Below are 25,968 nucleotides of genomic sequence, written 5' to 3'. Positions count from 1 at the left end.
CTTTGCCGGGCCGCAGGCAGGGTCCCCTCCTCGGGAGGTGGCGAATTACACGCAGCGAAGCGAAGTGAAAAGCCGGGAGGCTCTATTTCGCCTTGCCCGGATCCTTGACGCCCTTGATGACGTCGAACTCGACGTTGTAGAGCTGTCCGTCCTTCTTCTCGACCTTGCGCAGGTACACGTCCTGCACCACGTCGCGGGTCTGGGCGTCGATCAACACCTGGCCGCGCGGGCTCTCGAAGACCTGGCCCTTCATGCCGGCCAGGAGCGCCTCGCCGCCGCCCTGGCCCTTGCTGGTCTTGAGCGCCTCGTAGATCACGCGCATGCCGTCGTAGCCGCCCACGGCCATGAAGTTGGGGCGCAGCTTGGGGTTGGCCTTCTCGAAGGCCTCGACGAACTTCTTGTTGGCGGCCGAGGGATGGGCGGCCGAGTAGTGGTGCGAGGTGACCACGCCGAGCGCGCCGTCGCCCATGTCGTTGAGCTGGTCGTCGTCGGTCACGTCGCCGGTGGCGATCAGCTTGATGCCGGCCTTGTCCATGCCGCGCTCGAGGAACTGCTTCATCACGGCCGCGCCCGCGCCCGAGGGCACGAAGACGAACAGCGCGTCGGGCTTGGCGTCGCGCACCTTCTGCAGGAAGGGCGCGAAGTCGGGATTGCGCAGCGGCACGCGCAGCTTGTCGATCACCTTGCCGCCGTTGAGCGCGAAGCGCTCGCTGAAGAACTTCTCGGCATCGTTGCCGGGGCCGTAGTCGCTCACCAGCGTGACCACCGTCTTGATGCCGTTCTTCGGCGCCCAGTCGCCCATCGGCACCGACACCTGCGGCAGCGTGAAGCCGCTGCGCACGATGAAAGGCGAGGCCTCGGTGATGCTCGAGGTGGCGGCTGCCATCACGACCTGCGGCGTCTTCGACTGGGTGGCGATCGGCGCCACCGCGAGCGCCAGCGGCGTCAGGCCGAAGCCCGCGAGCACGTTGACCTTGTCGTTCACCACCAGCTCCTGCGCCAGGCGCTTGGTGACGTCGGGCAGGCCGGTGTCGTCCTTGACGATCAGCTCGATCTTCTTGCCGGCCACGGTGTCGCCGTTCTGCGCCATGTACAGGCGCGCGGCGGCCTCGATCTGGCGGCCGGTCGACGCCGACTGGCCGGTCATCGGCAGGATCAGGCCGATCTTGAACTTGTTGTCCTGGGCCTGGACGGCCGTCACGGACAGCGCGCCGGAAAGCGCGAGCGCGGCGAGGCTCGCGGACTGGATGAGTTGACGCCTTTGCATGAGTTCTCCTTTGGGGGCGACGAGCGGAATCGGCCTATTTTTCAACACTTTGCAACATTCCTTGTCGCGGGCCTTCACCTAGGCGCGGGCCCGCGCGGCGCTTTGTTGCGCGATAGACAAATGAACTGCGCGATGATCGCGCAACGGGGTGGATCGGTGCCGGTCAGGCGTCCGCGCGGTACGCGGAATCGAGCGTGAGCGTACCCACCGCGCGCGACACACAGGCACAGATGCGGGTGGTGGCCTGCTTCTCGTGCGCGCTGAGGAACACGTCGCGATGGTCGATCTCGCCGTCCACCGCCAGCACGTCCATCGCGCACAGCCCGCATTCGCCGCGCCGGCAGTCCCACAGGGTCTGCACGCCGGCCGCGTCGAGCGCATCGAGCAGCGAGCAGTCGGCCGGCACGGTGATCGCGAGGTCGTGCCGCGGCACGCGCACGGTGAAGGCCTGCGCGGCCAGTCGGCCGCTGCTGCCGAAGGTCTCGAAGCGCAGGTCGGCCGCGGGGCGGCCGGCTGCCGCCCAGGCACGCTGCACGGCCTCGAGCATCGGTGCCGGGCCGCAGGTGTAGAGCTGGCCGCCCGCGGGCAGCGCGGCGATGGCGGCCGCGAGGTCGATGGCCGCGGCGCCCTCGTGGGTCTGCAATGCCGTCTCGCCCAGCGATGCACGCAGTTCGTCGAGGTAGGCGAACTCGCCCGCGTGGCGCGCGCCGTAATGCATGGCCAGCGGCACGCCGCTGCGCCGCGCATGGGCGCTCAGCCGCTCGGCCATACCCACCAGCGGCGTGATGCCGATGCCGCCCGCCACGAGCAGGTAGCCCGGCGCCGACAGGTCGAGCGCGAAATGGTTCTGCGGCGCGCTGACCTGCAGGCGGTCGCCGACGGCCAGCCGCCACATCGCGAGCGAGCCGCCACGGCCGTCGTCGAGCCGCTTGACGGCGATGCGCCAGCCGCCGTGCTCGCCCTGCCCCACGAGCGAATACGAGCGCGTCTGCAACTGGCCTTGCGCGCTCGTCACCTGCACCTGCAGATGGGCGCCGGGCTCGTGGCCGCCGGCCGTGCCCGCCTCGGGCCGCAGCTCGAATTCGCGCACGGTGGGCGTGAGGTCGCGCAGCGCCACCACCTGCGCCTGCATCCATTGGAGATCGCTTTTCATCGGGGAACCAACGCCGGAAAGAAAGAAGGAAGCCGCTCAGCCGCGGCGGCGGATCAGTTGCACGCCGGGCAGCGGCCGCTGCTGCTCGGTGGGCGCGCCATGCAGCGCCTCGCGCAGGTTGCGCCGCGCGATGCGGCTGTGCTCGCGCATCAGCGCCTCGGCGCGCGAACCCTCGCCGGACTCGATGGCATCGAGCACCTGCACGTGCTGGTCCTGCGCGATCACCAGCATGTCGCGCGCGGCCGGCGAATTGGCCTGCACGATCACGAAGCCCGAGGGCGAGGCGAACGGCAGGTTGATCACGCGCTCGAGCTGCTGCGCGATCACCGGGCTGCCGGCCATCTCGCACAGCAGCGCATGGAAGCGCTCGTTGTGCGTCACGTAGCGCGAGAAGGCGGCATCGTCGAGCGCGGGCTCGCGCAGCAGCTCGTCGATGCGCTGCAGGCAGCCGCGCGCCTCGCGCAGCACCACGGGCGCCGCGCCGCGCTCGGCCGCCAGCCGCGCGACCAGCCCCTCGAGCGTGCCGCGCAGCTCGATCGCATCGGCCACGTCGCGCTCGGAAAAAGTACGCACCGCATAGCCGCCGTTGGGCAGGGCCTCGAGCAGGCCTTCCTGCTCGAGCCGCATCAGCGCGGTGCGCACCGGCGTGCGCGACACGCCGAGCTGCTCGGAGATCGCGACCTCGGCGATGCGCGCGCCGCCCGGCAGTTCGCCGGCCAGGATCATCTCGCGCAGCCGCAGCTGCGCCTTCACGGCCTGCGAGGCGCCGCTGTCGCCGGGCTCGCCGGCGCTGCTGCTGGCGGCGACCTTCATGCGGCCTGCCGCTGGTCGACGCGGATCGGGATCGCGGCGCGCGCGGGCCGCTCCTTGTCGACCATGCGGTCGATCAGCCGCCGCGCCCACATCGAGCCGGCGTCGATGTTGAGGTTGTAGAAGCGGTGGTCGGGATGCTCGTCGATCGCCTTCTGCTGCGCCTCGAGCACCAGCTCGTCCTCGCGGAAGATGCCCGAGACGCCCTCGCGCAGCTCGTGCGTGAGGCGCTGCTCGCCCAGGCAGTAGTTGCGCGCGAAGGCCCAGAAGTAGAGGCAGGTCTTGTCGGTCTCGGGCGTGATGGTGTTGAGCACGTAGCCGTTGACGCCCTTGCCGCGGTCGCCCGGGTCGCCGTTCTTCGGCACCGCGCCGCTGCCGGCCTCGGCCACGCCGACGTCGATGTTGACCGTGCACGGCGCCTCGAAGCGAATGATCTGCCAGCGGTCGACCTTGCCCGCGTAGCCGCGCGCATGGCGGATCTGGCCACCCCAGAAAGGCGGCGCCTCGATGTTCTCCATCCAGCGCGTGACGGTGGCCGAGCGGTCGCCGTGGGTGGCGACGAAGGGCGCCTCGGCCACCTCGCGGTTGCCGATCGAGGAGCCGTGCACGAAGGTCTCGTGCGTCAGGTCCATGAGGTTGTCGACCACCAGCCGGTAGTCGCAGTTCACGCGGATCATCTTGCCGTCGCCGGCCCAGGCCGGGTCGTCGTTCCAGTGCATGTCGGGCACCAGCGCGGGGTCGGCCAGCGCCGGGTCACCGGGCCAGATCCAGATGAAGCGGTGCTTCTCGGCCACCGGGAAGCTGCGCACGCAGGCGGAAGGGTTGAGCGTTTCCTGGCTCGGCATGTGGGTGCAGCGGCCCTGGCTGTTGTAGACCAGGCCGTGGTAGCCGCAGACCAGCTCGTCGCCCTCGAGCCGCCCCATCGACAGCGGCAGCAGCCGGTGCCAGCAGGCGTCCTCGAGCGCGGCCACCTGCCCGTCGGTGCGGCGGAACAGCACCAGCTTCTGGTTGCAGACCGTGCGCGGCAGCAGCGCATGGCGCACCTCCACGTCGTAGGCGGCGGCATACCAGGCGTTGAGCGGGAAATGGGGCGATCGCGTGTCCATGGATACTCAATGTATACAAAAACACGAGAATTTCCAGCTGATTCGGCCAATACAAGGGAAAACACCGATCTCTCTGTACACATCGACGTCGCCACACAAGGCGATACGATGTTCCGTTCCACCTCTTTCGTTCAGACAAGCCGGAGTTCCATCCTCATGTCCCAGCACGCCACCCTGCCCGCCCGCTACGACCACGTGGGCAGCTTCCTGCGTCCCCAATACCTGCTCGAAGCCCGCGAGCAGAAGGCCAAGGGCGAGATCACGCCCGAGCAACTGCGCACGGTCGAGGACAAGGCCATCGCCGAGATCGTCAAGTTCCAGGAAGACATCGGCCTCAAGAGCATCACCGACGGCGAATTCCGCCGCACCTACTTCCACATCGACTTCCTCGACCAGCTCGGCGGCGTGAAGACCGACATCCCGGTCACGATCCGCAAGCCCGACGGCAGCGAGGAACTGGCGCCGCCCGCGATGCGCGTCATCGACAAGGTGCGCCACGTCAAGAACATCCAGCTGGCCGATTTCGAGTACCTCAAGAGCCAGGTCTCGGCCGGCCGCACGCCCAAGGTCACGATCCCCTCGCCGACCATGCTGCACTTCCGCGGCGGCCGCGCCGGCATCAGCAAGGAGGCCTATCCCGAGCTCGACCCCGCGTTCTACGACGACGTGGCCCAGGCCTATGGCGACGAGCTGCGCTCGCTGGCCGCGGCCGGCTGCACCTACGTGCAGATGGACGACACCAACCTCGCCTACCTCTGCGACGAGCACATGCGCGAGGCGGCCCGCAAGCGCGGCGACGACCCGAACGAGCTGCCGCACCGCTACGCCGCCTTCATCAACAAGGTGGTGGCGCAGAAGCCGCCGGGCATGCTGCTGGCCATGCACCTGTGCCGCGGCAACTTCAAGAGCACCCATGCCGCGGCCGGCAACTACGAGCCGGTGGCCGAGGCGCTGCTCCAGGAGATGGACCTCGACGCCTACTTCATGGAGTACGACGACGCGCGCTCGGGCGACTTCAAGCCGCTGCGCTTCCTGCCCAAGGGCAAGACCGTGGTGCTGGGCCTGGTGACCACCAAGTTCGGCCAGATGGAGGACAAGGACGAGCTCAAGCGCCGCATCGAGAACGCCGCCATGTACGCGCCGCTCGAGCAACTCGCGCTGTCGCCGCAGTGCGGCTTCTCGAGCACGGTGCACGGCAACAACATCGCGGTCGAGGCGCAGCGCGCCAAGCTGCGGCTGGTGGTCGAGACCGCGCAGGAAGTCTGGGGATCGACCTGAGCCGCGCTTTCTGCTGAACTCGGGGCCATGACGACCCACATCTTCTCCGGCCCCCTCAGCATGTTCGGCGCCAAGGTCCAGATCGCGGCGCTCGAGAAGGGCATTGCCTTCGAGCTCGTGATGGTGCCCTTCGATCGCGACGATAACTACAGCCCCAAGCACCCCGAGGTGCTGCGCATCAACCCCAAGGGGCAGGTGCCGGTGCTGATCGACGACGCGGTCGAGCTGTTCGACTCGACCCAGATCTTCGAGTACCTCGAGGACCGGCATCCGCAGCCCGCGCTGTGGCCCGCCGAAACGGCCGCGCGGGCCCGCGCGCGCCAGCTCGAGCACCGTTCGGACGAGATCTTCTTCCCCCAGGTGGTGAAGCTCTTCGGCCTGCAGGAGGCGATGCAGAGCCCGCCCGCGGTGGAGGCCTGCGCCGCCTGCGCGCGCTTCTACGGCCAGCTCGACACCCTGCTGGCCGACGACCGCGCGTTCCTGGCCGGCGACTACGGCTATGCCGACATCGCCTTCTACATGGCCCATGTGTTCGCCGACCGCAAGGGCGCGGGCATGACCGACGAGACGCCGCGGCTCGTGGCCTGGCGCGACCGCGTGGGCGAGCGGCCCGCGGTGCGCGCGGTGGTCGATCCGATGATGGACTTCCTGGCCTCGCAGGGCCGCGGCGTGCCGGCCTTCCTTCGGCGCTGAGGGGGCAAGCGCGGCGGCGCGCGGCCGCCTCAGGCATCATCGGTCCATGCCGAAAAACGGGTTCGACTGGCTTCCCTCTCCGTCCCAGCATTTCCTCGTCGTCACCTTCGCGCTGCTGGTCTACGTGCTGACCACCCGCGCGCGCCGCGAGCAGCGCGCGCCCACCACCGCCATCGCGTGGGTCATGGGCCTGGTGCTGCTGCCCTACCTGATCCTGCCGATGTACCTGCTGTTCGGCCAGCGCAAGCTGCGCCCCGCGGGTTCGCCGCGGCCGCCGCGCTCGGCGCCGGCCGGCCACTGGGCCGCCGACCTGATCGAGAGCTTCGGCCTGGCGCCGCCCGGGCGCAGCGCGATCCGGCTGCATGCCGATGGCGAGCATGCGCGGCTCGCGCTGTTCGAGGTGATCGACGGCGCGCGCGAGCGGCTCGACGTCTGCACCTTCATCATCGGCAACGACGAACTCGGCCGCTCGGTGATCGAGCGGCTCGCGCGGCGCGCGCGCGAGGGCATCAAGGTGCGGGTGCTGCTCGACGGCTTCGGCGCGCTCACGCTGCCGCGCCATCACTTCGACCCGCTGCGCGCGGCCGGCGGCGAGGTGGCCGTGTTCCGGCCCTTCTTCAGCCTGCGCCGCATCGGGCCGCGCAACCTGCGCAACCACCGCAAGTTCACCATCGCCGACGACGGCTGGCTCTGGTCGGGCGGGCGCAACCTCGCCTGCGAGTACTTCAACGGCGACGCCGCCCATCCCGAGGCCTGGCACGATCTCTCGTTCGACCTGCGCGGCAGCGTGGCGGCCGCCGCGGCGCGCCAGTTCGACCACGACTGGGCCTCGGTGCGCAGCCGCAAGCCGCGCGCCATCACGGCCGAGGACGTGCCCGAGGGCCCGGGTGCCGCGATGGCGCAGTTCCTGCCGAGCGGCCCCGACCAGACCGAGGACACGGCGCATGCGCTGCTGATCGACGCCTGCTTCCGTGCCGAGCACCGGCTGCTCGCGATCACGCCCTACTTCGTGCCCGGCGACGGCCTGCGCGACGCGCTGCGGCTGGCCGCGCGGCGCGGCGTGCAGGTCACGATCGCGATCCCCGCGCAGTCGAACCACCGGCTGGCCGACTTCGTGCGCGCCCGCGCCATGCGCGACCTGGCGCGCGCCGGCGTGAGCTTCCGCATGCTGCCGTTCATGGCCCATGCCAAGGCGGTGGTGGTCGACGACCAGCTCGCGATGTGCGGCTCGATCAACCTCGACCTGCGCAGCCTGCTGCTGAACCACGAGGCCAATGTCGTGTTCTACGGCGAGCACGAGATCGAATGGCTGGCCGAGTGGATCGAGACCACGGCCTCGGCCGGCGAGGCCTACCGCGCGCGGCGCCCGGGCCTGCTGCGCGACGTGGCCGAGGGGCTGCTGCTCACCGTCGCCTTCCAGCTTTGACGGGCGCGGCGGCCTGCTGGCCGCCCGCCTCCCGCGCCACCGCGTCGAGGCCCGCGAGCACGTAGCGCATCAGGTCGTCGACCAGCGCCTCGGTCTCGCGCACCGCGGGCAGCACGCGCTGGCCCAGTTCCTTGGGCGCGACCATCATCACGATGCACGGCAGCACCGTGAACATCACGCTGCGCTGCACCGAGGGATGGTCGTCCGGCAGGCCCATGATCTCGCCGATCAGCCCGCGCACCACCTTGGCCTTGGGAAGCACCGCCTTCTGGATCAGCACCGGCATCGCGCTCGACGGCGACAGCGCCTCGCGCAGCATCACGCGAAAGCCCCAGGGTGCCTGCGGCTGGTGGCCCATCTCGACCAGGTGGCCGAGGAAGGCGCGCAGCCGCTCGCGCGGATCGGCGCCGCTGCCGGCCTGCGCCACCAGTTCGTCCACGCTGACGATCTGGCGGTGCGCCTCGACCAGCACCGCCTCGTAGAGGCCGTCGCGGCCGCCGAAGTGGTAGTTGACCGCCGCCATGTTGGTGCCGGCGCGGGTGCAGATCTCCTTGCTGGTGCTGGCCGCGAAGCCGCGTTCGGCGAACAGCCGGCCCGCGGTCTCGAGGATGTGGGCGCGGGTCGTGTTGCCGTCGGTGCGCGGCGCGCGCGCGGCCGGTTCGGCCTCGGCGGCAGGCGGTGCGGAGGAAGCGGTCGAACGAGGAGAACGGGAGCGGCTGGCCATGGCGCGAGCCTACCCCAACTTCCGGCCTACTTCAAATTCAAATTTGAATTTGATACGATCCGGCCGCTCCTTCCGCTTTCGCCCAAAAAACGCCATGAACAAGAAATCCCTGATCGCCCTCGCCGTCGTCGTGCTGGCCGCCGCGGCCGCCGGTGCCTGGTACTTCGGCCGCTCGCCGGCACCGTCCGACCGCATCGTGCTCTACGGCAACGTCGACCTGCGCCAGGTGTCGCTGGCCTTCAGCGGCAGCGAGCGCGTGGCCGAGCTCGCGGTGCGCGAGGGCGACCGGGTGCGCGCGGGCCAGGTCATCGGCCGCCTCGACACGCGCACCCTGGCGCTGCGCGTGGCGCAGTCGCAGGCGCGCATCGGCGTGCAGGAACAGGCGCTGCTGCGGCTGAAGACCGGCAGCCGACCCGAGGAGATCGCGCAGGCCGAGGCGCAGGTAAGCGCCGCCCAGGCCGATGCGGAACTCGCGGCGCAGCAGCTCGCGCGGCTGCAGGCCATCGGCCAGTCGACCGCGGGCCGCGCGGTGAGCCAGCAGGACCTCGAGAGCGCGCAGGCGCGGCGCAAGGTCGCGCAGGCCCAGCTCGACAACGCGCGCAAGGCGCGGCAGCTGGTGGTGAGCGGGCCGCGCAAGGAAGACATCGGCCAGGCCCAGGCCCAGCTCGAGGCGGCGCGCGCCGAGCTCGCGCTGATGAAGCACGAACTCGAGGAGGCCGAGCTCAAGGCGCCGATCGACGCCGTGGTGCGCGCGCGGCTGCTCGAGCCCGGCGACCTGGCCTCGCCGCAGCGGCCGGCCTTCACGCTCGCGATCACCGATCCCAAGTGGGTGCGGGCCTACGTGGCCGAGCCCGACCTCGGCCGCATCCAGGCCGGGCAGGAAGCCAGCGTGAGCACCGACAGCCAGCCCGACCATGCGATCGCGGGCAAGGTGGGCTACATCGCCTCGGTGGCGGAGTTCACGCCCAAGACCGTGCAGACCGAGGAGCTGCGCAGCAGCCTGGTCTACGAGATCCGCGTGATGGTCGACGACAGGGAGGACCGGCTGCGGCTGGGCATGCCGGCCACCGTCACGCTGCGGCTCGCGTCCTCCGGAACGGCCGGCAAGTGAGCACACCTGCCGTCCTCGCGCGCGGCCTGCACAAGCGCTTCGTCGTCAAGCCGGCGAAGAAGACCGTGCACGCGCTCGACGACATCGCGCTCGAGGTGCCGCCCGGCACGCTGACCGCGCTGGTCGGCCCCGACGGCGCCGGCAAGACCACGCTGCTGCGGCTGATGGCCGGCCTGCTGCGCGTCGATGCCGGCGAGCTGCGCGTGCTCGGCATCGACGTGGCCGCCGATCCGCAGGCGGTGCAGGACCGCATCAGCTACATGCCGCAGCGCTTCGGCCTCTACGACGACCTCAGCGTGCAGGAGAACCTCGACCTCTATGCCGACCTGCACGGCGTGCCGCGCGACGAGCGGCGCGCGCGCTACGGCCGGCTGATGGAGATGACCGACCTGGGCCGCTTCACCGACCGGCCCGCGGGCAAGCTCTCGGGCGGCATGAAGCAGAAGCTCGGGCTGGCCTGCACGCTGGTGCGTTCGCCCGAGCTGCTGCTGCTCGACGAGCCCACGGTGGGCGTCGATCCGCTGTCGCGGCGCGAGCTGTGGCAGATCGTGCAGCAGCTGGTGGACGACGAGAAGCTCTCGGTCATCGTGAGCACCGCCTACCTCGACGAGGCCGAACGTTGCGCGCGCGTGTTCGTGCTGCGCGAGGGGCGCCTCGTGGCGCAGGGCGCGCCCGAAGAGATCCGCGACCGCGCGCGGGGCCTGTGCTTCGTGGCGGCGCCGCCGGCCGGCGAGCCGCCGCGACGGCTGCAGGCCCGGCTGCTCGATGCGCGCGCCGAGATCGTGGACGCGGTGCCGCAGGGCGGCGAGGTGCGCTTCGTGCGGCGCGACAACACGGACCAGGCAGGCATCGAAGCACTGCTCGAGGGCGCGGCCGCCGAACCCGTGGCGCCGCGGCTCGAGGACGGCTTCATGACGCTGCTGCGCACGCAGGAAGAGCCGGCGCCGAAGCCCGCCGAGCCGATCGCGCGGCAGCCGGTGCCCTCCTCCTCCACGCCCGGCGACACCGTCATCGAGGTCAAGGACCTGGTACGCCGCTTCGGCGACTTCACCGCCGTCGCCAGCACCAGCTTCAGCGTGCGCCGCGGCGAGATCTTCGGCCTGCTGGGCCCCAACGGCGCGGGCAAGACCACCACCTTCCGCATGCTCTGCGGCCTGCTGCCGGCCAGCAGTGGGCAACTGCGCGTGGCCGGCGTCGACCTGCGCCATGCGCGCGCGCAGGCGCGCCGGCGCATCGGCTACGTCTCGCAGAAGTTCGCGCTCTACGGCAACCTCAGCGTGCGCGAGAACCTCGAGTTCTTCGGCGGCGCCTACGGCCTGCGCGGCGGGCGGCTGCGCGAGCGCATGGACGCGGTGCTGCGCCAGTTCGACCTGGCGCGCGAGATCGACGCGCCCAGCGGCCAGCTGCCCGGCGGCTACCGCCAGCGCCTGGCGATGGCCACCGGCCTGCTGCACGAGCCCGAGATACTGTTTCTCGACGAACCCACCAGCGGCGCCGACCCGCTCGCGCGGCGCGAGTTCTGGCGCCGCATCACGGCGCTGGCCGAGGCCGGCACCACGGTCGTGATCACCACCCACTTCATGGAAGAGGCCGAGTACTGCGACCGCATCGTGATCCAGGACGCGGGCCGGCTGCTGGCCATCGGCACGCCGCGCGAGGTGCGCGCGCAGGCGCTGGGAGACGAACACGGCGAGCACGATGCGCGCCGCATCGACATGGAGCAGGCCTTCATCGGCATCGTCGAGAAGGCACGGAAGGAGAAGGTGCACGCATGAGCGGTTTCTGGTCCCGCCTGGTCTCGCTCACGCGCAAGGAGTTCCGCCAGCTGCTGCGCGACCGCAGCAACCTCGCGATCGGCATCCTGCTGCCGATGGTGCTGATCCTGATCTTCGGCTACGGCATGTCGCTCGACGTCAAGCATGCGCCGGTGGCGATCGTGTTCGAGGACGCCTCGCCCGGCGCGCAGGAGGCGATGGCCGGGCTGCAGCTCTCGCCCACGCTCGCGCCGATCCCGCTGGCCTCGATGCACGAGGCCGAACGGTTGATGCGCGAGCGCCGCATCGACGCCATCGTGCGCGTGCCCTCGGACTTCTCGCGCGCGCTCGCGGCCGGCCAGGCGCGCGTGCAGGTGATCGTGCATGGCGCCGACGCGGGCCGCGCGACCATCGTGCTGCAGTACCTCAACGCGGCCATCGGCCAGTCGGCGCTGCGGCAGGCCGACCGCGGCGGCAACGCCAGCGCCGCGCCCGCCATCGGCAGCGTGACGGTCGAGCAGCGCATGTGGTTCAACGCCGCCAACACCAGCACCTGGTACCTGGTGCCGGGGCTGATCGTGCTGATCATGACGCTGGTCGGCGCCTTCCTCACCGCGCTGGTGATGGCGCGCGAATGGGAGCGCGGCACGCTCGAGGCGCTGTTCGTCACGCCGGTGCGGCCGGTCGAGATCCTGCTGGCGAAGATCGTGCCCTACTTCGCGGTCGGCATGCTGGGGCTGGCGCTGTGCCTGCTGGCCGCGCGCTTCCTGTTCGCGGTGCCGATGTACGGCTCGCTGGTCGTGGTGGTGCTGAGCTCGATGCTCTACCTGGTCGTGGCGGTGAGCCTGGGCCTGGTGATCTCGTCGGTCACGCGCAACCAGTTCCTCGCCAGCCAGGTGGCGCTGATCGCCACCTTCCTGCCCTCGATGATGCTGTCGGGCTTCCTGTTCGACCTGCGCAACACGCCGCTGGCGGTGCAGGTGATCGGGCATGCGCTGCCGGCCACCTACTTCATGGAGCTGGTCAAGACGCTGTTCCTCGCGGGCGACGTCTGGCCGCTGATCTGGCGCGACTGCGCCATCCTCGCCGCCTATGCGGTGGGCCTGCTGGCGCTGGCGCGCGCGGTCACGCGCAAGCGCCTGGACTGAAAGGACCCGCACCATGCTCGACTTCCTGCTGCGCATCGCCAACCTCTGCCGCAAGGAACTGCTCGCGATCCTCAAGGACCCCGCGAGCCGCGTGATCCTGGTCGTGCCGGCACTGATGCAGAGCCTGATCTTCGGCTACGCCGCCACCTACGACCTGAGCAACGTGCCCTATGCGCTGCTCGACCAGAGCCATGGCGGCGCGGCCACCGAGCTGGTCGCGCGGCTCGACGGCACCGGCGTGTTCCACCGCGTCGCCACGCTGCGCACCCAGGCCGACATCCGCGAGGTCATCGACACGCAGAAGGCGCTGCTGGTGGTGCAGCTCGGCCCCGACTTCGAGCAGCGGCTCGCGGCCGGCCAGCGCGCGCCGGTGCAACTGATCCTCGATGCGCGCAACTCCAACACCGCGGGCTCGGCCGCGGGCTACGTGGGCGCGGTGGTCGAGCGCTACAACGCCGAGCTGCGCAGCCGCGCGGGCCTGGCGCCGGCGCCGCTGGCCGTGGAGTCGCGCGCCTGGTTCAACCCCAACCTCGAGACGCGCTGGAACCTGCTGCCCGGCATGATCGCCGCGCTCAGCATGGTGCAGACGCTGCTCCTGACCGCGCTGTCGGTGGCCCGCGAGCGCGAACAGGGCACCTTCGACCAGCTGCTGGTGACGCCGATGTCGCCGCTCGAGATCATGGTCGGCAAGGCGCTGCCGCCGGTGCTGGTGGGGCTGGTGCAGTCCTCGCTGGTGCTGCTGGTGGCGCGCTTCTGGTTCGGCATCCCGATGGCGGGCTCGCTGTTCACGCTCTACACCGGGCTGGTGTTCTTCACCGTCGCGAGCGTGGGCATCGGGCTGTCGATCTCGGCCGTGTCGGCCAACATGCAGCAGGCCATGCTCTACACCTTCGTGCTGCTGATGCCGATGATGCTGCTGTCGGGCCTGACCACGCCGGTGCGCAACATGCCCGAGCTGCTGCAGATGGCGACGCTGGCCAATCCGCTGCGCTTCGCGATCGACCTGGTGCAGCGCGTCTACCTCGAGGGCGTCGGGCTCTCGACGGTGGCGGCCAATCTCGTTCCGCTCTCGGTCATCGCCGTGGTCACGCTGCCGCTGGCGGCCTGGTTGTTCCGGAACCGGCTCGCCTGAGCGCGCGCCATCCCTCGTCTGGAGAAGAAGACATGTCCATGCCCCTCCCCCATGCCATCGCGCCGCTGGTGATCGCCCTCGCGCTGTCGGGCTGCGCTGTCGGCCCCGACCATCGCCCCGCCGAGCCGTCGGTCCCGGCCGACTGGTCGGCCTGGCACGGCGGCGCCGATGCGCTGCTCGGCGCCGAGCGGCGCGCCGGCGCCTCGGCCGCCACCAGCGACTGGCAGGCTTTCGGCGATCCGCTGCTCGAAAGCCTGCAAGCACGCGCGCTCGCGGCCAACCACGACCTGCAAACGGCCGCCTTGCGCTTCGCGCAGAGCCGCGCGCAGCGCAGCGCCACCGCGGCGCAGCGAGGGCCGCAACTCGAGGCGAGCGCGGGCGTGAACCGCCAGCGGCAGAGCGAGAGCGGCGCGGCCACGCGCATGATCGACGCGATCGGTTCTTCGGCCGGCAACCGCGAGCAGCTGATCCGCTCGCTGTCGCAGCCCTTCGACCTCTACCAGGCCGGCTTCGACGCCTCCTGGGAGATCGACCTCTGGGGCCGCGTGCGGCGCGCGGTCGAGGCCGCCGAGGCCGACAGCGCCGCCTCGGCCGCGCTGCTGCGGCAGGCGCAGCTCAGCGTGCAGGCCGAGGTCGCGCGCAACTACGTCGAGCTGCGCGGCAGCCAGCGCGAGCTGCAGCTGGCGCGCGCCGACCTCGCGGCCGCCGGCGAGTCGCTCGAGCTGGTGCAGGCCCGCGCGCGCGGCGGCCTCGTCACCGAGCTCGACCCGGTGCGCCAGCGCGGCCTGCTGGCCGAGTTGCGCGGCCGCATTCCAGCGCTGCTGCAGCAGGAAGCGCAGGCGATGAACCAGATCACGCTGCTGCTCGGCGCCGCGCCGGGTGCGCTCAATGCCGAGCTCGCGGCGCCGGCCGATGCCACCGCGCAAGACCGCGCCCTGCCCGAACTCGCGCTGGGCCTGCCGGCCGAACTCGCGCGCCGCCGGCCCGACATCGCCGCCGCCGAGGCCCAGCTGCATGCCGCCACCGCGCGCGTCGGCGTGGCGGTGGCCGAGCTCTATCCGCGCGTGACGCTGGGCGCGAGCTTCGGCAACGAATCGGTGGGCCACGAGCGCTTCGGCGACTGGGGCAGCCGGCAGTGGCAGGTCGGCCCCACGCTGAGCCTGCCGATCTTCGACATGGGCAGGCGCCGCAGCACCGTGACCCTGCGCGAGCTGCAGCAGCAGGAAGCGGCGGTCGCCTTCCAGCAGACGGTACTCAAGGCCTGGCACGAGATCGATGGCGCGCTCAGCGCCTATGCGGCCGAACGCCGCCGCCAGGCCGAGCTGGCCGAGCGCGAGCGCGAGAGTGCCGATGCGCTGGCGCTCGCGCAAGCGCGCTACGCAGGCGGTCTCACCGATTTCGGCGTGGCGCTCGATGCCCGCCGCACCCTGCTGCAGGCCCAGCGCGACCGGGCCCAGAGCCGCAGCCGGCTGGCCGTGGACTGGGTCGCGGTCTGCAAGGCGCTGGGCAGCGCGCCGCCCGAGGAAGCGGTCGCCGCGGCGGCATCGGGGCCGCCAATTTGATACATTGCAACAACGTTTGAAACACAAACACACAATCCATCTAGAATTACTACCGGTTTCGGTAGTTGACGGATGGGTTTTGTCCGCGCGCCCCTGAGGCGCGGCCCGATCGGCACTCCCGGCACCCCCCTGCATCGCAGGGCCGCCCGACGGGGGTCGCGCACGGCGAACGGCCGGCTCCCGGCGCCGACCGTTCGCGCTTTGCGCCCCCGCCGCGGGGAAGACCGATGCGAGCCTTCTCCTCGCTGCAAGCCGGCGCACGCCGGCTGTGCGCCGCCCTGGTGGGGGCGGTGGCCCTGCTGGTCGCATCGCCCTCGGGCGCGGTCGTGCTCGACGAGATCGGCCGCGGCACCGCCAGCGTCCACCGCCTGAAGTTCTTCGTCGATCCGCAGCTCGCGGCCGAGATCGGTGGCGCCGAGGCCGGCCGGCGGCTCGCGCAGTACGTGGCCGACGTGAACACCGTCTTCACGCGCGAATCGGTGCGCGGCTTCGGCTTCGATCCCGCCGCCGACCTGCAATGGATCGCGCCGGCCCAGGCGCCGCAATGCAGCCTCAACGGCCTGGTCAACGGCGAGATCGCGGTCTGCATCAACAAGTCGACGCGCGGCTACAGCCATGGCGGCCTGACGATGAGCTGGACCTTCCCGGCGCGCGGCGCGACCTGGAACCTCAACTGGACCGCGATCCACGACCCGCTGCGGCTGTCGCGCGCCATCGCGCCCGGCGCCGTCGAGTCGACCGAGAAGGACTACCTCGGGCGCCAGCTCAAGACCCTGCTGCACGAGCTCGAGCACGTGTTCGGCGCCGGCTCGGGCGAGTACTACAACGCGATCGCGGTGGCCGACACCACCGACGTCGCGCCCAAGGCCGACCTCGACCTCACCAAGCCCGCCGACCGCTACTGGTGGCCGCGCCAGCACTGGCGGCTCGACCCGCTGCTGGGCACGGTGTTCGAGGAGCGCTTCGACCCCGCGGCCAACCGCGTGGCCACGCTCGAGATGATCCGCTTCACCGAGGGCACGAAGGCCAACCTCGACACCGACTGGAGCAACTGGCCCAAGCTCGGCAGCTCGAAGTTCATGGCCGGCACCACCGCCACCCAGGTGCGCGTGAGCGAGCGCGAGGGCGGCGCGGCGCTGCCCGGCGCGCAGGTCTGGGTATGGCGCGATCCGGGCGCGGGCAAGCCGCTGGAGCCGATCGCGCAGGGCGTGTCGGACGCGGGCGGGCGCTTCGTCTTCGACTGGCGCTGCGGCTTCACCTGCTTCGCGGTCGGCAAGACCAACCTGCTGGTGAAGGCGCAGGCACCGGGCCGCGCGCCGGGCGCGAGCTGGTTCACCATCTTCGATGCCTTCGAGCAGAAGGCGGTGCGCGGCCAGGCCATGTTCTCCATCGACCTGCCGCTGGGCCTGCCCGACGAGCACAAGCCGGTGGTCTCGCTGGCCGCGCCGGCCATGGCCACCGTGGGCCAGCCGGTGACGCTGGCGCCGGTGGCGGTCGACAACGTGGGCGTGTGGGGCCTCAAGGTGATGGGCGCGCAGAGCCTGCCGATCTGCAGCTTCACCGCGCCGCCCTACACCTGCAGCTGGACGCCGACCGCGCCCGGCATGCAGACCATCCGCGTGATCGCGATGGACGCGGCCGGCAACACGGCGGTGGCCTCGGCCAACGTGATGGTCAACCCGCCGGCCGACACGCTGCCGCCCACCGTGGCCTTCGTCGCGCCGCCGACCGCAGCGGCCGGCCTGCCGCTGCGCCTGGCCGCGAGCGCGGCCGACAACGTGGCGGTGGCCGAGCTCAAGTTCATCGCCGACGGCCGCACCGTCTGCACGCTGCGCGCCGCGCCCTACGCCTGCACCTGGACACCCGCGCGCGCGGGCCATGCGGTGATCGAGGTGCGCGCCTCGGACGCGGCCGGCAACATCGCGGCCGTGTCGGGCGGGGTGCGCGTCGAGGGCGGCTTGCGGCCCGAGGACTTGTAGGGCGGCCTACGGCCCGAGGACCTGTAGCGCGGCCCTACATGCCCCGGTCGCTGCGCTGCCGCTGCGCCGTCATCAGCGCCGTGTGCATGGCCTCGCGCATCGCGGCCAGCGTGCGGCTGTCGTCGTCGGTCTTGCGCGTGACCAGCGACAGCTGCAGCATCGGCGCGCCGCGACCGAGCCGCACGATGCGCACCGGATAGGTCGCCACCAGCCCCGGGTCCGCGATCTGCACCACCGAGATGCCCAGGCCGCCGCTGACCATGGCCACGATGGCGGGCGTGCTGTCGAACTCCAGCGTGCCGCGCTTCTCGCGCACCTGCGTGCTCACGAAGCGCGCGGCCAGCGTGCCGGTGACGGTGGAACGGTCGTAGCGGATCCAGTCGTACTGCTTGAACAGCGCGGCCACGGAGCTTTCGGTGGCCGTGGGCGGCGCCACCAGCACCAGCTCGCGCCGCAGCATCGGCTGCCAGCGCAGCCGTGCCGAACCGCCGCTCTCGGGCTGCGCCACCAGCGCGGCATCGAGGTCGCCGGCCTTCACCGCCGCGATCAGCGACGCGCTGCGGCCGCGCGCCGGGCGCAGCTCCAGCCGCGGATAGCGCTCGCGCAGCAGCCGCATGGTGGCGGGCAGCACGATGGGCTGCATCGACTCGATCACGCCCAGCCGCACGCTGCCCTCGATGCTCACGGTCGCGCGCTTGCGCAGCGACTCGAGCTGCTGCAGCGCATCGCGCATGACCGAGGAGACCTCGTGCGCCAGCTTCATCGGCTTGACCTGCAGGCCCGAGCGGTCGAACAGCGGCTGGCCCAGGTAGGCCTCGAGCTGCTTCATCTGCATGCTGATGGCGCTGGGCGTGAGGTTCATCTCGTGCGCGGCCGCCGCCAGGGTGCCGCCGCGCAGCACGGCGTCGAGCGTGGAGAAGGCATCGATCTTCATCAAATTTCCTTATCTAAGACTTGAAATAGTGTCGCTTTTTCTTTGCATCGCGCGGTCCTAGACTTTTTCCAACGACACCCGAGGACCCGATCGAATGAAAGACACGCAACCCGCCGCCCCCCTCGCCTGGACCGCCGAAGAGGTGCGCCAGGACAGTTCCTGGATCCAGCGCCTCAGCGAGACGGAGGTCGACGGCTTCCGCTCGGCGCTGCGGCATGCGGCCGCGCTCGGCAAGCCGCTGCTCTCGATGACGCAGGCCGACTTCCCGCTGCCCGCGGCCTCGCGCGAAGCGCTGGACCGCGCCGTCGCGACCACGCAGGGCCGCTGGGGCATGTGCCTGCTCAAGGGCTTCCCGGTCGACGAATGGAGCGAGGACGAGACGCGCACCGCCTACTGGGGCATGAGCCTGCACATGGGCGTCGGCCGCACGCAGAACCGCGCCAGCCAGGTCATGAACGACGTGCGCGACGAGGGCGGCGACTACAAGGTCAAAGGCGGCCGCGGCTACAACACCAGCGCCGGCCTCGACTTCCACCAGGACTCGTGCGACGTGGTGGGCCTGCTGTGCCGGCGCACGGCCAAGAGCGGCGGCACCAGCAAGGTCATCAGCTCGATCCGGCTGCGCGACGAGGTTCAGCGCCTGCGCCCCGACCTGATCCCGGTGCTGCAGCAGCCCTTCTTCCACAGCTACCAGGGCACGCAGGATCCGTCGCAGCCGCCGTTCTACCGCTGCCCGATCTTCGGCAGCGACCCGGTGCATTTCGCCGCGCGCACCAATCGCAAGAACACCGATGCGGCGCAGCGCGACTTCCCCGAGGTGCCACGCCTCACACCGCAGCAGGTCGAGGCCCTCGACCTGCTCGACGAGCTGATGCCGAGCCCGCTGCTGTGCTACTCCATGACGCTGGAGCGCGGCGACCTGCAGCTGCTCAACAACTACGTGACCCTGCATTCGCGCACGCCCTTCGAGGACTTCGAGGCGCCCGACGACAAGCGCCACCTGCTGCGCCTGTGGCTCGCGATCCCCTCGTCGCAACCGCTGCCCGCTGCCTTCGAGGAGTACTACGGCGACGTGCGTGCCGGCGCGGTGCGCGGCGGCGTTCGCGGCAGCGCGATCACGTCCGAGTTCCTGGCCTACGAGCAACGGCAGGCCCAGGCCCTGAACATGCGGCTCGAGCCCTGGCGACCGAAGCGGCTGGCGGCGGACGCCCTGGCCTGAACCGCGCGCCGGCACCGGCCGGCCCGGCCCCCGATGACAACGAAAGAGAGACAAGCATGCTTCGACGCAGATTCATCGCCGCGGGCGCCAGCGCCTCGGCACTCGCGAGCTTCGGCGTTCGCGCGCAGCAGGTCACGCGCCTGCTCGTGGGCGCGACGCCCGGCGGCGGCACCGACATCGTGGCGCGCGCGCTGGCGCAGGAGCTCACCACGCGCCTGGGCCACCAGTTCATCGTCGAGAACCGCCCGGGCGCGGCCGGCAACATCGCGGCGCTGGCCGTGGCCAAGGCGCCCACCGACGGCAGCGCGCTGCTGCTGAGCTACACCAGCCACGCCATCAATGCCTCGCTGTACCCGAGCCTCCCCTTCGATCCGCTGAAGGACTTCACGCCGCTCGCGGGCATCGCCAGCCTGCCGGCCATCCTGATCGCGCGGCCCACGCTCCCGGCCAACGACGTGCGCGAGCTGATCGCGCTGGCCAAACGCGAACCGGGCAAGCTCAACGTGGCGATCGCGGGCATGGGCAGCGCCAACCACCTCGCGGGCGAGATGCTCAAGCGCGACGCGGGCATCGACATCGTCGGCGTGCCCTACAAGGGCACCGGGCCGGCCATCGCGGACGTGGTGGCGGGACAGATCGACCTGGCCTTCGCGGGTGTCGCCACGGTGCAGCAGCTCGTGAAGGCCAGGCGCCTCAAGGCCCTGGGCGTGACGAGCGAGAAGCGCCTCGCGGCCTTTCCCGACGTGCCGGCCGTGGCGGAAGTGCTGCCCGGCTATGCGTACAGCTCGTGGTATGGCCTGTTCGGGCCGGCGCAGATGCCCGCGCCGCTGGTGGCGCGCATCGCCGACGCCGCGCGCGCCGCGCTGGGCTCCGAGCTCATGCGCGCGCGCTTCAGGGACGAAGGCCTGGTGCCGATGGGCACCGGCCCCGACGAGTTCGGCGCCTTCGTGCGCAGCGAGATCACGCGCTGGGGCAAGGTGGTGGCGGCCACGGGCGCCAAGCCCGAATGAGCGGCGGGCGGGCGCCGCGGGCCCGCGACGCGCTTCTCCGAGCGCCTGCAAGGGTTTCCCCTTAAGACTAGCCTTCGCGTCCTCCCACGGCGTCGCCGGACGCCGCAGCCCTCTTCTTTCCGCGAGCGATGGCCTCCCTGTTTTCCCGTCAAGAGATCCATGCGGTCGGCCCGGGCCTGCCGGCCCACGAACGCTTCGGTTCGCTGCTCGCCGTCATGCTGGGCGTGTGCGTGGCCAGCCTCGACACCGCGATCGCCAACACCGCCCTGCCCACCATCGCCAACGAACTGCGCGTGAGCGAGGCCGCCTCGACCTGGGTCGTCAGCGGCTACCAGCTCGCGATGGTGGCCGCGCTGCTGCCGGCCGCCGCGCTCGGCGACGTGCTCGGCCACCGGCGCGTGTTCCTCTGGGGCCTGGTGCTGTTCACCGTGTCCTCGCTGGGCTGCGGCCTGGCCGATTCGCTGCCCGCGCTGGTCGGCTGGCGCGTGGTGCAGGGCCTGGGCGCCGCCGGCGTGATGGGCGTGAACGGCGCGCTGGTGCGCGTCATCTACCCGTCGGGCATGCTGGGGCGCGGCCTGGGCGTGAACGCGCTCGTCGTGGGGCTGGCCTTCGCGGGCGGGCCCACGGCGGCATCGCTGGTGCTGCTGCTGGGTTCGTGGCACTGGCTGTTCCTGATCAACGTGCCGATCTGCGCGGTGGCGGTGTTCTACGGCCTGCGCTTCCTGCCGGCCACCGAGCGTCACGGCCACGGCTTCGACGGCCTGGCCGCGCTGCTGTGCGCCGCCGCGCTCGCGCTGCTGGCCTCCACGCTCACCGAGGCCGCGCACCAGGCCACCGTCGAGTCGGTGATCGTGCAGGCGGTGCTGGGCTTCGGGCTGCTGGCCTGGCTGCTCAAGCGCCAGTCCGGGCACCCGGCGCCGATCCTGGCCGTGGACCTGCTGCGCAATCCCGTGTTCGCGCTGTCGGCGGCCACGGCCGTGTGCTCGTTCGCGGCGCAGGCGCTGGCCTTCATCTCGCTGCCCTTCCTGTTCCAGGCGCTGCTGGGCTACTCGCAGGTCGAGACCGGCTTCCTCATCACGCCGTGGCCGCTGGTGGTGGCCGCGATGGCGCCCGTGGCCGGGCGCCTGTCGGACCGCTACGAGTCGGGCATGCTCTGCGGCGTCGGGCTGGCGCTGCTCGCGCTGGGCCTGCTGTCGCTGGCGCTGCTGCCGCCGCATCCCACGGTGGCCGGCATCGTCTGGCGCATGGCGTTGTGCGGCGCGGGCTTCGGCTTCTTCCAGTCGCCGAACCTGCGCGCCATCATGGGGTCGGCCCCGGCCTCGCGCAGCGGCGGTGCCAGCGGCATGGTCGGCACGGTGCGCCTCTTGGGCCAGTCATCGGGCGCGGCGCTGGTGGCGGCCTGCTTCCATGTGTCGAGCACGAATGGCGCGGTGTACGCGCTGTGGCTGGGCACCGCGTGCGCGGCGAGCGCCAGCGTGTTCAGCTTCCTGCGGCTCCGGCGGCGGGCGCTGGCGGTCTAACTACTTCCGGTTGGTGAAGCTGGCGTTGCCCAGCCCGGTGCCGATGGTCAGAACCGCCCAGTGCCCGACGTCGCGCATGAACGGCAGCTCGCTCAAGCCCTGCACCACCGCGTCGTTGTGCATCAGCACCAGCGTCGGCCCCGAGCCGATCATCGGCATGCGGCGCCACAGCGCGCTCGGCAGGTGGAAGTTCTCGCTCTCCCAGTCGCCCGGCAGGTTCTGCGCGCCGCGCGCGATCGAGCCGTCCTTGCGGATCAGGCCCGGGCAGGCGATGCCGATGAAGGGCGCGAGCCGGATCTTCTTGCGTTCGGCATAGCGCACCATGTCCTCGAGCATGCCGGCCACGTGCTCGACGAAGTTGGTGCGGCTGGGCTTCTCGTCGGCATGGCGCCACTTCTCGCGCCGCACCACCTTCGCGAGCGAGAAGTCGCGCGCCTTGCGGTGGCGCGTCTTCACGATGCCGCAGCGCACGTTGGTGCCGCCGATGTCGATCGCGAGGATCGCGTCGTGCTTCTTGAGCATCTCGGGCGGCGTCAGGTGCACCCAGCCGATCAGCCCGCCGTCGTCGACCTCGTGCGAGAGCCGGCCGAGCTGCACGTGCACGCCCATCTCCTCGAGGATGGCGCCGGCCTCGAGGATCGCGCGCTCGCCGGCCTCGCTCTCGGGAAAGCCGCCGCCCACCACGATGCGCTCGACCTTCTCCCACGAGGGCTGATGCAGGAAGCGCTGGATCACCGCCGCGAGCTCCTGCGCGAACTCGCCGATCGCGCTGTGCATCACGTTGGCCGCGTCGCTGACCTTCTGGCCGCGCAGCAGCCGGTCGAGCTCCTTCTTGCTCATGTCGCGCGAATGCCGCAGGCCCAGCGGATCGGTGCCGTCGCTGCGGTGCTTGCGGCGCCAGCGCTCGAGCAGCACGCGGAACGCGGTCTGGCTCGCCTGGTCGCCGACGAAGCCCTCGTTGTCGCGCAACTGCAGGCTGTAGCCGTCGACCTGCAGCTTGGGCAGTTCGCGCAGGCCGTGGACGTCGGGGCCCGGCAGGTCGATCTTGGGAGGCTGGCGGGGCTTGGCCGTGGGCTTGGTCGTGGTCTTGGAAGACTTCTTGGCGGGCTTGGGATTCATGGCTTTCGACTATGCGGCGTGGCGCGGTGCGAACGCATCGGCTTCGCGCACCACGGCGTGTAGGAGACGGGCGGGTACCGCCACGGCTCAGACGGCCGGCAGCGACGCGAGCAGGCGCTCGGCGAGCGCGCCCGGCACCCTTCTTGTCACCGCATGCACCTCGAGTTCGAGCGCAAAACCGCGCGGCAGCTCGGCCCAGGCCACGCCCGAGGGCGCCAGCCGCTTCAGCCCGGACTGGACGATCGCCAGCCCCAGCCCGCAGGCCACCAGCTCGAGCACGGTGGAAGGCTCGGCCGCCTCGTGGCGGATGGCGGGCGTGAAGCCCGCGCGCCGGGAGGCCTCGAGCATCTGCGCGCGCCCCTCGGGCGTGGCCTGGCGCGGCAGGAAGACGAAGGGCGCGCCATCGAGCGCCTTGGCGCCAGCACGCCGGCCGGTGGCCAATGCATGGTCGGCCGGCAACGCCAGCAGATAGGGTTCGCGCGCCACGCGCCGGCTCGCGAGCGCATCGTCCGACGCGGGCGGTGCCCGGTGCGTGAAGCCGATGTCGATGCGGCCATCGCGCAGCGCCTCGAACTGCGCCGCGGACCGCGCGGCCTGCAGCTGCACCTCGGTGGCCGGCGACTGCCGCCGCAGCGCGCGCAAGGCCTTGCGCAGAACGCCCGCATGCAACGCGCTCTCGACATGGCCGATGGCCACGCTGCCGGCCCGGCCCGCGGCCTCCTCGCGCACGCGGGATTCGAGCCGCGCCGAGGCGGACAGCAGCAGCCGGCATTCCTCGAGAAAGCGCTGTCCCGCCTGCGTGAGCTTGAGCCGCTTGCCGCTGCGCGCGAACAGCGCCAGGCCCAGCCGCTCCTCGAGCGCGATGACCTGCCGGCTCAGCGGCGACTGCGAGATGTGCAGGCGCTCGGAGGCGCGCGCGATGCTCTGCGTCTCGGCGACCGCGACGAAATAGTGGAGCTGCTGCAGATCGAGCATGTCGGACCTTTTCTGTCTCATTCATTGCCGAAACGGACGTGGACGAGCATAGACCGAAGCACGACCATGGCGGCCATTCACCACTGCCTCCTGGAGCAAGCACATGGCACTCACCCGATTCGGATTCATCGTCACCGGCAACGGGCTCGATCCCGCGCACGACCGCAGCGTGCTGGCGTCTGCGCACTTCCACATGGTGACCATCGGCGTGGCGAGCGCCGCCCAAGGGCCGCAGGCCGCGCGAGCCCTGCTGGCAGAGGGCGTGCAGCTCATCGAGCTCTGCGGCGGCTTCGGCCCCGCGGGCACGGCGGCGGTGCTCGCAGCCGTCGATGGGGCGGTGCCCGTAGGCTCGGTGGGCTACGGCCCCGAATCGATCGCGGGGCTGGCGCGGCTGTTCGCCTGAGTGCCCCGGGTGGCCGCGCGCCACGCATGCCGATACACTGGTCCGGATGCAATCGCCCCGCCGCCACCTCTGGCGCGCCATCCTGCTGTTCTCGCTGGCCTGGCTCGGTGTCGCGGCATCCGCGCAGACCACCGACGACGGCACGCTGCGCGTCGGCTCGAAGCGCTTCACCGAGTCCTACATCCTGGCCGAGTTGCTCGCGCAGACCGCCGCTCCGCACCTCGCGAACAAACCGGTGGTGCGGCAGGGCCTGGGCAACACGGCCATCGTCTACGAGGCGCTGCGCTCGGGCGCGATCGACCTTTATGCCGAATACACCGGCACCATCGCGCTCGAGATCCTCAAGGGCTCGCCCGCGGCCACGCGCGAGCAGATGAATGCATCGCTCGCGCCGCTGGGCCTGGGCGTGGCGATACCGCTGGGCTTCAACGACGGCTATGCGCTCGCGGTGCGCGCGGCCGATGCCGACCGGCTCGGGCTGCGCAGCCTCGGCGACCTCGCGAAGCATCCCGAGCTGAAGCTCGGCCTGTCGAACGAATTCATCGGCCGCGCCGACGGCTGGAAGGGCCTGGCCGCGCGCTACGGCTTCACGCAGACGCCCACCGGCCTCGACCACGGCCTGGCCTACGACGCGATCGGCGCGAAGCAGGTCGACGTGATCGACATCTACACCACCGACGCCAAGATCGACCACCTGGGCCTGCGCGTGCTCGAGGACGACCGCCAGTACTTCCCGCGCTACGACGCGGTGGTGCTCTACAAGCTCGACCTGCCGCAGCGCCTGCCGCAGGCCTGGGCCGCGCTGCAGAAGCTCGAGGGCCGCGTCGACGAGCACGCGATGATCGCGATGAACGCGCGCGCCGAGCTGCAGAGCGTGCCCTTCGACACCATCGCGCGCGACTTCCTCGCAAGCGCCGGCAAGGACGGCGCGGCGCCGCAGGACACGCGGCGCGGCTTCACGGCCAAACTCTTCGGCCCCGATCTCTGGCAGCTCGCGCGCCAGCACCTGCTGCTGGTGGCGCTGTCGGTGGGCGTGGCGATCCTCATCGGCGTGCCGATCGCGATCCTGGTGTTTCCGCACCTGCGGCTGCGCGCCCTGGTGCTGGGCGTGGCGAGCCTGATGCAGACCGTGCCCTCGCTGGCGCTGCTCGCGGTGCTGATCTCGATGCTCGGCGCCATCGGCACCCTGCCCGCGCTGATCGCGCTCACGCTCTATTCGCTGCTGCCGATCATGCGCAACACCGTGACCGGCCTGGCCGAGGTGCCCAACGGCCTGCGGCTGGCCGGCACCGCGCTCGGCATGACCTCGAAGCAGAGCCTGCGGCTGGTGCTGCTGCCGCTGGCGCTGCCCACGCTGCTCGCGGGCGTGCGCACCGCCACCGCGATCGCCATCGGCACCGCGACCATCGCGGCCTTCATCGGCGCGGGCGGCTTCGGCGAACGCATCGTGACCGGGCTTGCGCTCAACGACCGCGAGCTGCTCGTGGCGGGCGCGCTGCCGGCGGCGGCGCTGGCGCTGCTGAGCGAGGGCGTGTTCGAGCTGGTGGAGTTCTGGCTGCGCCGGCGCCGCCGCGCGCCGCCGGCATCGACAGTGCCTTGAGGCTCTCGCGCAGCAGCCGCGCGCCCACACCCAGCGGCTTGTCGG

The 25,968-nt window shown here is 71.3% G+C and carries 22 protein-coding genes; 14 read left to right on the top strand and 8 right to left on the bottom strand.

Going from position 1 to position 25,968, the window contains the following annotated elements; genetic code table 11:
* Positions 1 to 82: 82 nt before the first annotated feature.
* From AC07RV_RS13465 to AC07RV_RS13450, 4 genes are all read right to left on the bottom strand, one after another.
* Positions 83 to 1,267: an ABC transporter substrate-binding protein gene (locus tag AC07RV_RS13465; RefSeq protein WP_203205252.1), complete on the bottom strand. Its 1,185-nt coding sequence runs from the start codon at positions 1,265 to 1,267 to the stop codon at positions 83 to 85.
* Between the two features lie 163 nt (positions 1,268 to 1,430).
* On the bottom strand, positions 1,431 to 2,420 hold the full coding sequence (locus AC07RV_RS13460) for a PDR/VanB family oxidoreductase (RefSeq protein ID WP_296778202.1): 990 nt from the start codon (positions 2,418 to 2,420) through the stop codon (positions 1,431 to 1,433).
* A 36-nt stretch (positions 2,421 to 2,456) separates the two neighbouring features.
* A complete protein-coding gene (locus AC07RV_RS13455) occupies positions 2,457 to 3,233 on the bottom strand; it encodes a GntR family transcriptional regulator (protein WP_261213694.1) in 777 nt (258 codons plus the stop codon).
* Positions 3,230 to 4,336 carry an aromatic ring-hydroxylating dioxygenase subunit alpha gene (locus tag AC07RV_RS13450; protein WP_296778205.1) on the bottom strand — a complete coding sequence of 369 codons (1,107 nt, stop codon included), beginning with the start codon at positions 4,334 to 4,336 and terminating at the stop codon, positions 3,230 to 3,232. Before AC07RV_RS13450 ends, AC07RV_RS13455 begins: the two co-directional genes overlap by 4 nt.
* 156 nt (positions 4,337 to 4,492) lie before the next feature.
* On the opposite strand from AC07RV_RS13450, the gene AC07RV_RS13445 reads away from it, so the two are divergent.
* Genes AC07RV_RS13445 through AC07RV_RS13435 form a run of 3 tightly spaced genes read left to right on the top strand, consistent with a single transcriptional unit; the run spans position 4,493 to position 7,733 of the window.
* Positions 4,493 to 5,614, top strand: a complete 1,122-nt coding sequence (locus AC07RV_RS13445; protein WP_296778208.1) for a 5-methyltetrahydropteroyltriglutamate--homocysteine S-methyltransferase — start codon at positions 4,493 to 4,495, stop codon at positions 5,612 to 5,614.
* 27 nt (positions 5,615 to 5,641) lie between these two features.
* Entirely contained in the window at positions 5,642 to 6,307 is a 666-nt protein-coding gene (locus AC07RV_RS13440) for a glutathione S-transferase family protein (protein ID WP_296778211.1), read from the top strand.
* 46 nt (positions 6,308 to 6,353) lie between these two features.
* Positions 6,354 to 7,733 (top strand): phospholipase D-like domain-containing protein, encoded by a 1,380-nt coding sequence (locus tag AC07RV_RS13435; protein ID WP_296778213.1) that lies wholly within the window; start codon positions 6,354 to 6,356, stop codon positions 7,731 to 7,733.
* Here AC07RV_RS13435 and AC07RV_RS13430 read toward each other — a convergent pair.
* Complete coding sequence (locus AC07RV_RS13430) at positions 7,711 to 8,457, bottom strand: TetR/AcrR family transcriptional regulator (RefSeq protein ID WP_296778216.1); 747 nt, start codon at positions 8,455 to 8,457, stop codon at positions 7,711 to 7,713. The two genes, AC07RV_RS13435 and AC07RV_RS13430, sit on opposite strands and share 23 nt — an antisense overlap.
* Positions 8,458 to 8,551: 94 nt before the next feature.
* On the opposite strand from AC07RV_RS13430, the gene AC07RV_RS13425 reads away from it, so the two are divergent.
* The 6 genes from AC07RV_RS13425 to AC07RV_RS13400 all read left to right on the top strand — a co-directional run bounded on the left by AC07RV_RS13425 (position 8,552) and on the right by AC07RV_RS13400 (position 17,143).
* Positions 8,552 to 9,568: an HlyD family secretion protein gene (locus AC07RV_RS13425; protein ID WP_296778220.1), complete on the top strand. Its 1,017-nt coding sequence runs from the start codon at positions 8,552 to 8,554 to the stop codon at positions 9,566 to 9,568.
* A complete protein-coding gene (locus AC07RV_RS13420) occupies positions 9,565 to 11,343 on the top strand; it encodes an ATP-binding cassette domain-containing protein (RefSeq protein ID WP_444814017.1) in 1,779 nt (592 codons plus the stop codon). The genes AC07RV_RS13425 and AC07RV_RS13420 overlap by 4 nt, the downstream gene beginning before the upstream one ends.
* A complete protein-coding gene (locus AC07RV_RS13415) occupies positions 11,340 to 12,470 on the top strand; it encodes an ABC transporter permease (protein WP_296778223.1) in 1,131 nt (376 codons plus the stop codon). Before AC07RV_RS13420 ends, AC07RV_RS13415 begins: the two co-directional genes overlap by 4 nt.
* 13 nt (positions 12,471 to 12,483) lie before the next feature.
* Positions 12,484 to 13,602 carry an ABC transporter permease gene (locus AC07RV_RS13410; protein ID WP_296778226.1) on the top strand — a complete coding sequence of 373 codons (1,119 nt, stop codon included), beginning with the start codon at positions 12,484 to 12,486 and terminating at the stop codon, positions 13,600 to 13,602.
* A gap of 32 nt (positions 13,603 to 13,634) precedes the next feature.
* Entirely contained in the window at positions 13,635 to 15,164 is a 1,530-nt protein-coding gene (locus tag AC07RV_RS13405) for an efflux transporter outer membrane subunit (protein ID WP_493196312.1), read from the top strand.
* A gap of 227 nt (positions 15,165 to 15,391) precedes the next feature.
* The gene (locus AC07RV_RS13400) at positions 15,392 to 17,143 is read left to right on the top strand and encodes an Ig-like domain-containing protein (protein ID WP_296778231.1); all 1,752 of its coding nucleotides are present in this window, start codon (positions 15,392 to 15,394) and stop codon (positions 17,141 to 17,143) included.
* A gap of 34 nt (positions 17,144 to 17,177) precedes the next feature.
* Here the strand turns inward: AC07RV_RS13400 and AC07RV_RS13395 are convergent, their stop codons facing one another.
* Positions 17,178 to 18,077 (bottom strand): LysR family transcriptional regulator, encoded by a 900-nt coding sequence (locus tag AC07RV_RS13395; protein ID WP_057595686.1) that lies wholly within the window; start codon positions 18,075 to 18,077, stop codon positions 17,178 to 17,180.
* A gap of 94 nt (positions 18,078 to 18,171) precedes the next feature.
* On the opposite strand from AC07RV_RS13395, the gene AC07RV_RS13390 reads away from it, so the two are divergent.
* From AC07RV_RS13390 to AC07RV_RS13380, 3 genes are all read left to right on the top strand, one after another.
* Positions 18,172 to 19,296 (top strand): TauD/TfdA family dioxygenase, encoded by a 1,125-nt coding sequence (locus AC07RV_RS13390; protein WP_296778234.1) that lies wholly within the window; start codon positions 18,172 to 18,174, stop codon positions 19,294 to 19,296.
* A 56-nt stretch (positions 19,297 to 19,352) separates the two neighbouring features.
* Complete coding sequence (locus tag AC07RV_RS13385; protein WP_296778236.1) at positions 19,353 to 20,306, top strand: tripartite tricarboxylate transporter substrate binding protein; 954 nt, start codon at positions 19,353 to 19,355, stop codon at positions 20,304 to 20,306.
* A gap of 128 nt (positions 20,307 to 20,434) precedes the next feature.
* Positions 20,435 to 21,826 carry an MFS transporter gene (locus tag AC07RV_RS13380; RefSeq protein WP_208509188.1) on the top strand — a complete coding sequence of 464 codons (1,392 nt, stop codon included), beginning with the start codon at positions 20,435 to 20,437 and terminating at the stop codon, positions 21,824 to 21,826.
* Here the strand turns inward: AC07RV_RS13380 and AC07RV_RS13375 are convergent, their stop codons facing one another.
* Together AC07RV_RS13375 and AC07RV_RS13370 are read right to left on the bottom strand one after the other, a co-directional pair.
* Positions 21,827 to 22,945: an ROK family protein gene (locus AC07RV_RS13375; protein WP_296778242.1), complete on the bottom strand. Its 1,119-nt coding sequence runs from the start codon at positions 22,943 to 22,945 to the stop codon at positions 21,827 to 21,829.
* A gap of 87 nt (positions 22,946 to 23,032) precedes the next feature.
* The gene (locus AC07RV_RS13370; protein WP_296778244.1) at positions 23,033 to 23,920 is read right to left on the bottom strand and encodes a LysR substrate-binding domain-containing protein; all 888 of its coding nucleotides are present in this window, start codon (positions 23,918 to 23,920) and stop codon (positions 23,033 to 23,035) included.
* Between the two features lie 103 nt (positions 23,921 to 24,023).
* Between AC07RV_RS13370 and AC07RV_RS13365 the strand changes: the two genes are divergently transcribed.
* Both AC07RV_RS13365 and AC07RV_RS13360 read left to right on the top strand, forming a co-directional pair.
* A complete protein-coding gene (locus AC07RV_RS13365) occupies positions 24,024 to 24,323 on the top strand; it encodes a DUF6506 family protein (protein WP_296778246.1) in 300 nt (99 codons plus the stop codon).
* Between the two features lie 46 nt (positions 24,324 to 24,369).
* Positions 24,370 to 25,923 carry an ABC transporter permease/substrate-binding protein gene (locus tag AC07RV_RS13360; protein WP_296778249.1) on the top strand — a complete coding sequence of 518 codons (1,554 nt, stop codon included), beginning with the start codon at positions 24,370 to 24,372 and terminating at the stop codon, positions 25,921 to 25,923.
* Positions 25,924 to 25,968 lie beyond the last annotated feature (45 nt).

Source organism: Variovorax sp. GW821-FHT09B01, from assembly GCF_059418345.1.
The sequence above is the reverse complement of the archived record's forward strand: the minus strand, read 5'-3'. Positions and strand labels throughout refer to the sequence as shown.